This window comes from Oerskovia rustica (genome assembly GCF_014836555.1).
GTDB lineage: Bacteria > Actinomycetota > Actinomycetes > Actinomycetales > Cellulomonadaceae > Oerskovia > Oerskovia rustica.
In genome coordinates this window covers 57852-64640 of record NZ_JACSQQ010000006.1, presented here as the reverse complement: position 1 = coordinate 64640, position 6789 = coordinate 57852, and the positions used below count along the sequence as shown (strand labels likewise).

General features: G+C 73.6%; 8 protein-coding genes. 1 reads left to right on the top strand and 7 read right to left on the bottom strand.

Annotated features, from left to right (window positions below):
* Positions 1 to 49 precede the first annotated feature (49 nt).
* The 3 genes from H9652_RS04960 to H9652_RS04950 form a co-directional block, all read right to left on the bottom strand.
* Positions 50 to 349 (bottom strand): DUF4193 domain-containing protein, encoded by a 300-nt coding sequence (locus H9652_RS04960; protein WP_030152516.1) that lies wholly within the window; start codon positions 347 to 349, stop codon positions 50 to 52.
* Positions 350 to 588: 239 nt separating this feature from the next.
* A complete protein-coding gene (locus tag H9652_RS04955) occupies positions 589 to 1446 on the bottom strand; it encodes an inositol monophosphatase family protein (protein ID WP_318243983.1) in 858 nt (285 codons plus the stop codon).
* Positions 1447 to 1449: 3 nt separating this feature from the next.
* A complete protein-coding gene (locus H9652_RS04950; protein ID WP_318243982.1) occupies positions 1450 to 2100 on the bottom strand; it encodes a trimeric intracellular cation channel family protein in 651 nt (216 codons plus the stop codon).
* Between the two features lie 133 nt (positions 2101 to 2233).
* On the opposite strand from H9652_RS04950, the gene sepH reads away from it, so the two are divergent.
* Complete coding sequence (gene sepH / locus H9652_RS04945; RefSeq protein ID WP_191795220.1) at positions 2234 to 3505, top strand: septation protein SepH; 1272 nt, start codon at positions 2234 to 2236, stop codon at positions 3503 to 3505.
* An 86-nt stretch (positions 3506 to 3591) separates the two neighbouring features.
* Here the strand turns inward: sepH and H9652_RS04940 are convergent, their stop codons facing one another.
* The 4 genes from H9652_RS04940 to H9652_RS19650 all read right to left on the bottom strand — a co-directional run.
* Positions 3592 to 4260: a thymidine kinase gene (locus tag H9652_RS04940; RefSeq protein WP_191795217.1), complete on the bottom strand. Its 669-nt coding sequence runs from the start codon at positions 4258 to 4260 to the stop codon at positions 3592 to 3594.
* Positions 4261 to 4342: 82 nt separating this feature from the next.
* On the bottom strand, positions 4343 to 5515 hold the full coding sequence (locus H9652_RS04935; RefSeq protein WP_191795215.1) for an alkaline phosphatase family protein: 1173 nt from the start codon (positions 5513 to 5515) through the stop codon (positions 4343 to 4345).
* Positions 5512 to 6111 carry a DUF5998 family protein gene (locus tag H9652_RS04930; protein WP_138824282.1) on the bottom strand — a complete coding sequence of 200 codons (600 nt, stop codon included), beginning with the start codon at positions 6109 to 6111 and terminating at the stop codon, positions 5512 to 5514. Before H9652_RS04930 ends, H9652_RS04935 begins: the two co-directional genes overlap by 4 nt.
* Positions 6112 to 6171: 60 nt before the next feature.
* A partial coding sequence (locus H9652_RS19650; RefSeq protein WP_225227743.1) for an acetate--CoA ligase family protein occupies positions 6172 to 6789 on the bottom strand: 618 nt, incomplete at its 5' end.

Genomic DNA, 6789 nt, shown 5'->3' with positions numbered 1-6789 from the left:
CCGCCCCCCCGGGGGGGGGGGCGGCCGTCCGTCGTTGGGGCTCAGGCCGTCAGGCCGCGCACTCCGAGCAGATCTGCTGCCCGTTCTTCTCGTACGCGAGCTGGCTGCGGTGGTGCACGAGGAAGCAGCTCGAACAGGTGAACTCGTCAGCCTGTCGAGGCAGCACGCGGACCGAGAGCTCTTCGCCGGAGAGGTCCGCGCCCGGGAGCTCGAACCCTTCCGCAGCCTCGGTCTCGTCTTCGTCCACAACGCCCGAGCTCTTGTCGGAGCGACGAGCCTGCAGCTCTTGGATCGAGTCCTCGCTGAGATCCTCTTCGCTCTTGCGGGGGGCGTCGTAGTCAGTTGCCATCTGTGGGGTCACACTCCGGAACGTCGTGGTCGAACATGGGGGTCGTTCGGTCCGGCGAAGGCCGTCGAACAGGCACTCCGTAGGACGTGTTGCTGGACGTCCTGACTGGTGTACGCGGTGTAATGCTCCGCCGCCGGGAATTGTTCCCGGGGGCGAACGGATTCTGCACCATTTACCGCGCGGGCGCATCCCCGACGCGAGTGGTCCTCGTCACCTCTCACGAGGCCCGACGGATTCCCTCACCTGGAGCCGTCGGAATCGGCACCGGCCGCCTCCAGGAGCGCCACCAGGTCCGACACGGCCTGCGGCGGACCCGCGACCGTCATGTCGACCCCCGCCGCGCGGCCGTGCAGGCCCGTCACGGTCGCACCGGCCTCCTGCGCGACGAGCGCTCCCGCAGCGAGGTCCCAGGGGTTGAGGCCGCGCTCGTAGTACAGGTCCAGGCTGCCGGTCGCGACGAGGCACAGGTCGATCGCCGCCGAACCGAGCCGGCGGATGTCGCGCACCCTCGGCAGCACGTCCACGAGCACCTGCGCCTGGTGGCGCCGCCGGTCGGCGTCGTACCCGAAGCCCGTCCCGACGAGGGACGTCGCGAGAGGGCCCGCGGGGTTGACGGCCACGGGCTCGCCGTCGAGGGTCGCACCCGCGCCGAGCCCGGCCGTCCAGGTGCGGCCGTCGACGATCGAGTGCACGGCACCGGCGAGCACGGTCCACTCGGCCGGGTCGGGAGGACCGGCCACCACGGCGACCGAGATCGCGTACGAGGCGACCGAGTACAGGTAGTTGACCGTGCCGTCGATCGGGTCGATGACCCACGTCAGCCCGGACGTGCCCGCCGACGCCCCCTCCTCCTCGCCGAGGATCGCGTCGTCGGGACGCTCGCGGGCGATGATGCGCCGCAGCAGAGCCTCCGACTCGGCGTCCATGGCCGTCACGACGTCGACCGCGCTCGACTTGGTCGCGGCCACCTCGACGTGCTCGGGGCGGCCGTCGCGCACGAGCGCCCCGGCCTCCCGGGCCAGGCGCTCGGCGAGGGCTCGCAGCTCCGCGACGGTGACGTCGTCGGGCAGGCGGGGGTCATCGATGAAGGAGGTCACGCATTACATCCTGCCCGACCCCGCGCCGCCGCGACGACCCGACCACGGACCGGGGACGGTCCACCCGAGGCGCAGCGAGACCAGCCGGAAGCCGAAGATCAGCGCGATCGTCGCGAGCTGCGTCCACCCCGTGAGCCACCCCTCACGCCACAGGACGGCGGTGATCGACGCGCCGACGATCGCGGGCACCGCGTAGAGCTGGCGGTCCTGGAGGATGAGAGGCGCCTCGCTCGTGAGCAGGTCGCGCAGGACCCCGCCGCCGATCCCCGTCAGGGTGCCGACGATCACCGCGGCCATGAGGCCGACCCCGTAGTCGAGCCCCTTGGTCGTCCCGACGATCACGAACAGCGCGAGCGCTCCCGCGTCGAGCACGATGATCCCGCGCCGCATCCGTTCGAGGCGCGGGTGGAAGAAGTAGATGACCACCCCCGCGGCCAGCGCGGCCACCACGAGGCGCCAGCTCGAGATCCCCACGGGAGGCGTCGCGCCGATGAGCACGTCGCGAAGGATCCCGCCGCCCAGGCCCGTCGCCCATGCGAGCACGAGCACCCCGAAGATGTCGAAGGACTTGCGGATCGCGGACAGCCCGCCGGACAGCGCGGCGCAGAACACAGCGCCCAGCTCGAGGACGTCGTCCATCGGGAACTCGATCACGGGGAGAATCATCCCAGCAGACCCCGGAACGCGGCACACCGAGCCGCCTGCGCCGCGCGGGCGATCCGGGATGGCACTCTCGGGAGTGCAGGCCCACCGGCGACGAGCCGGTCTGCACGGCGTGGGAGGATTCATGAACGAGCTCGAGCTGGTGAGGTTGCACGAGGACGGGGAGACCCTCGTCCTCGCCGGAGCGGACGGTGCGCGGTTCACGCTGCCCATCGACGACGCGTTGCGCGCTGCCGTACGCCGCGACCGCACCCAGCTCGAACAGCTGCGGGCCCAGGCCCCCGGGGTCCTGCCCGTGCGGGAGATCCAGTCCCAGCTGCGCGCGGGCCACAGCGCCCGTGAGGTCGCCGAGAAGGCCGGCATCCCGATCGAACAGGTGCGCCGCTTCGAGGGGCCCGTGCTCGCCGAGCAGGAGTTCGTCGTCGAGCAGGTCCGCAAGAACCGCCTGGGGCACGACGAGGGCTCCCCCACCCTGGGCGAGCTCGTCACCGAGCGACTGACCGCCCGCGGCGTCGAGCCCGAGGACGTCGAGTGGTCCGCGGCCCGCCCCCACGGGGCGCCGTGGACCGTCACGGCGCTCTTCCTGATCGGCGACCGTGCCCGCAGCGCGCGCTGGTCGTACGACCCCCAGTCCCGCTCTCTGCACGCCCTCGAGGACGAGGCCCGCTGGTTGTCCGGCGCCTCGCCCGAGGCCGAGCCCGTGCGCGGCGTGCGCGGCGCGATCTTCGACCACGCTGCACGCGGGGGCGGCCAGGCGCCGTCCGCACCGTCGCCCGAGCGGGCTGGCACCGACTCGTCGGACGAGCCCGCGAGCACGCCGGTCGTCGAGACCCTGCCGGTGCACGACGAGACGACGTCGATCCTCGACGACCTCAGCCAGCGGCGCGGGGTGCGCGCGCACCGCGACGAGGACCCGGCGATCTTCGAGGGCTTCGGCCCTCCGCAGACCTTCGACCTGGGCGACCGGTCGTCGCGCCGCGACGACTCGCGCGGCGACGAGGAGCCCGCAGGGGCCAAGGTCATCACCCTGGGTCAGGGCGGGCGCCAAGGAGCGCACCACCGGCCCGACGACGGCGCTCACCCGTCACGGTCGGCCCGCCGGGGCGCGGGCCGGGACGAGGGGCTCGACCCGTCCGAGGAGCCTCCTGACCAGGACTCGCGCGACGCCCACCCCGCAGGGTCGGGAAACCGCGAGCGCCGCACCGGCGACGACCGTACGGCCGACGTCGACCCAGACGACGCACCGGCCAGCGCGCCGCGCTCCCGGCGCGAGGACGCCGGGAACCGCACCGAGCCTGCGGCGCACCCGGCCGAGCCACGGCGCAGCGGTCGCAAGCCGCGGGCGAGCGTCCCCAGCTGGGACGAGATCGTCTTCGGGGCCAAGCCCGAGCACTGACCTGCGACGGGCGAGGGGCCGTGTCCCTCCGCGCCCCCTCGTCCGCGGCGTCCCCGGGGTTCCTTGCGCGCGGCGTCGCCGCCGGCTCAGCGTGTGGCCGGGTCGTCCGACAGCTCGAGGACCAGCCCGTCCCCGGTCGCCGAGCGCAGCCGGGCCGACGCAGAGGTCATGCGTCGCATGTGGTGCCGTCGGCACAGGACCTCGTACGCGACCTCGCTCTCGCTGTCCCCCGTGTCGCCGACCACGACCTGCGCCCCCTCGACGACCATCCAGCCGTCGACCGTGCGCGCGTTGTGGGTCGCGCGGGCCCCGCACCAGCACAGCGCCTGCACCTGGAGCACCTCGACCCGGTCCGCCAGCTCGATGAGCCGCGCGGAGCCCGGGAACAGGTGGGAGCGGAAGTCCGCCGTGATGCCGAACGCGAACACGTCGATCTCGACCTCGTCCACCAGGCGTGCGAGCTGCTCGACCTGGGTCGTCGAGTAGAACTGGGCCTCGTCGCAGATCAGGTAGTCGACGGTCTCACCGTGCCGGCGCGCGTCCACCACGAACGACCAGAAGTCGGTGTCGTCCCGTACCTCGTGCGCGGCGACCTCGAGGCCGAGGCGCGAGGAGAGCCGGTCCGTCCCGGCACGGTCGTTGCGGGAGAACTTGAGACCCGTCCGACCACGCGCGGAATGGTTGTGGTCGAGCTGCAGGGCGAGGGTGGACTTGCCGCAGTCCATCGTGCCGGAGAAGAAGACCAGCTCTGCCACGGTCGTGGGCCTTTCGGGTACGGGGGACGGTCCCCTGAGGACACCCGGCCGTAGGTCAGGACCGGGTGGGGTGGGTTCGTGCTCAGGTGGTCGTGACGAGCAGCGGGACCTGCATCTCGGTGCGGGTCAGCGAGCCGTGGACGCCGACGAGCTGGAGGGAGGCCGCGGTCTGCGTGCGGGAGTCCACGACGGTGGCACGGCCACGCATCGCGACGACGACGTCCCCGATCGCAGGGAGCACATGGTCGGCGACGGGGCCGAACCAGCCCGCGGCCACGGCGTCCTCGCGCAGCGCCACGATCGCGTCGTCGCCCAGGACGGACGACCAGCGCGCCGCGACCGAGGAGGCCTGGTCCGGGCGGGCGTAGACGTGCACCGCACGGGGCTCGCCACCCACGAGGTCGACACCACGCCCCAGCTCCGGGGTCTTCGCGACGTCCCAGCGCTTCGAGCGGTCGACGTCGACCATGCCGTGGTCGGCCGTCACGATCAGCAGGGTGCCGTGCGGCAGCGACCGGGCGAGGCGCCCGAGCTCGCGGTCCAGGTCCGACAGCGCGTCGCCCCACTGCCGGGAGCGCCAGCCGTGGTGGTGACCGGCCTTGTCGACGTCGCCCCAGTAGAGGTAGACGATCCCGGGGGCCGTGAGCTCGAACGCCACGGTGTCGACGCGGTCCGCGATGGACTCGGCCGCGAGATAGCGTGCGCCGCGCAGCGCGGCCACGGTCATGCCCGAACCCGCGAACCTGGCGGGACCGACCGAGGAGACCTCGACCCCGGCCTCGGCCAGGCGCTCCAGCACGGGCGGTTCCTGCTGCAGGTCGCGCGGGTCGGCGGCGCCGTCCCACGAGACCATGTTCGCGAGCCGACCGGAGACGGTGTCGCGCTGGGTGTAGCCGAGCATGCCGGTGCGACCTGGTGACGTCCCTGTCCCGAACGTGCCGATCGCCGCGGCCGTCGTGCTGGGGAAGCTCGACGTGAGGACGCGTGAGGTGCCGAGCAGCGAGCGCAGGAACGGCGCGTGGCCGGCCCGCTCGGTGAGGTTCGCGTGGCCCAGGCCGTCGACGAGCACGACGCACACCCGGTCTGCGGCGGGCAGGCCCAGGTCTGCCCGGGCCCGCAGCGAGCTCGTGCCGGTCGTGGTCGTGAGGTCCAGCCCCAGGGCGCCCGCCGCACCGGGCAGGACCGAGCTCAGGGCGAGCCCGTCGTAACGCGGGGCGAGGAGCCCGTCCGGGAGGACCTCGGGCAGGACCGTCACCGGCTCGCCCGGCCCACGCCGTGGGCCGTCGCCGCCGACAGGGCCTTGGCGAACGCGAGGGCGTTGCGCACCGCGTCGCGCCCTTCCGCCTCGGCGCTTACGCGCACCACGATGTCGTCGGGCGTGATCTGCCCCGTCAGGCCGTGGTCCGCCTCGCAGCCCGGGTCGGGGCACTGCGCCGGCTCCAGGTCCACCCGGGACACGGCTCCCCAGCCGATCGCGAGCGTCACCTCGATGGGCGGCGTGCCGCTGCGGTGCTTCTCCGGGTCGACGACCACGTGCGACAACGAGACCGAGCGCAGCTCGGAGATCGGCACCGACTCGGTCGTCGCCGCGGCCGACGCGGACGGGTTCTCGCTGTCCGCGGGGTGGTCGTCCACGTGCGCGGTGATCAGGCGGGTCGGCGTGAGGACCAGGACCGTCAGGTGGCGGCGGACCTCGACGTCGAACGTCGTCTCGACGTAGACGAGGTGGGACACGAGGTCCTCCCCGGCGATGGCGACGTCGAGCACGTCCTGCACGAGCTCCGGGTAGTAGCCCGCGCGGCGCAGCTGGGAGGTCAGGTCGGTCCGGGAGGGGGATTCAGCAGATGGCACCCGCGCATTCTCCCACCGCACGGCGCGGCGGGGCCAGCCCGCCCGCGCGCCTGGGACCGCTCAGCCCGGGAGCGCGCGGCGCAGGGTGTCGGCCCGCTGCGCGCCGGCCACCTGGACCCGCGCCCCGAGCACCGCCGCGCCGTGCTCGGCGACCACGACCGGGTAGAGCTCGACGCTGCGCAGCTCGGGCAGCTCGTCGGCCATGAGCGACATGCGGGAGAGCAGGTCCTCGAGCGCCGCGGTGTCCGCCACGGGCGCCCCCATGTAGCCGAACAGGCGGGGCGCGGCCCGGATCGAGCGCACCATCGTGGCGACGTCGACGTCGGTGAGCGGGGGCACGCCGTAGCTCACGTCGCCCAGGAGGTCGACGGCGTCGCCCGCGAGACCGAACGAGACGACCGGCCCGAAGAGCTGGTCCTCGGTCGAGCGCACGACGCACGCCACACCCGCGTCGGCCATGCGCTGGACCTCGAAGGGTGCGGGGCCCGTGTGCCCGTCGGCCCCGGTGCCGGCCTCCCCCGTCGTGGCGCGCCCCGGGTTCCCCGCGGGCAGCACGGCCGCGAGCGAGGCTCTCATCTGCTCGACGTCGGCGCGCAGCTCGTCCTCGTCGCCGATGTCGAGGCGTACGCCGCCCAGGTCCGTCCGGTGGCGCAGCGACTCAGCGGTGCTCTTGAGCGC

Coding starts and splice junctions, on each gene's coding strand:
- H9652_RS04960 (WP_030152516.1), bottom strand. CDS start 349: ATGGCAACTGACTACGACGCCCCCCGCAAGAGCGAAGAGGATCTCAGC.
- sepH (WP_191795220.1), top strand. CDS start 2,234: ATGAACGAGCTCGAGCTGGTGAGGTTGCACGAGGACGGGGAGACCCTC.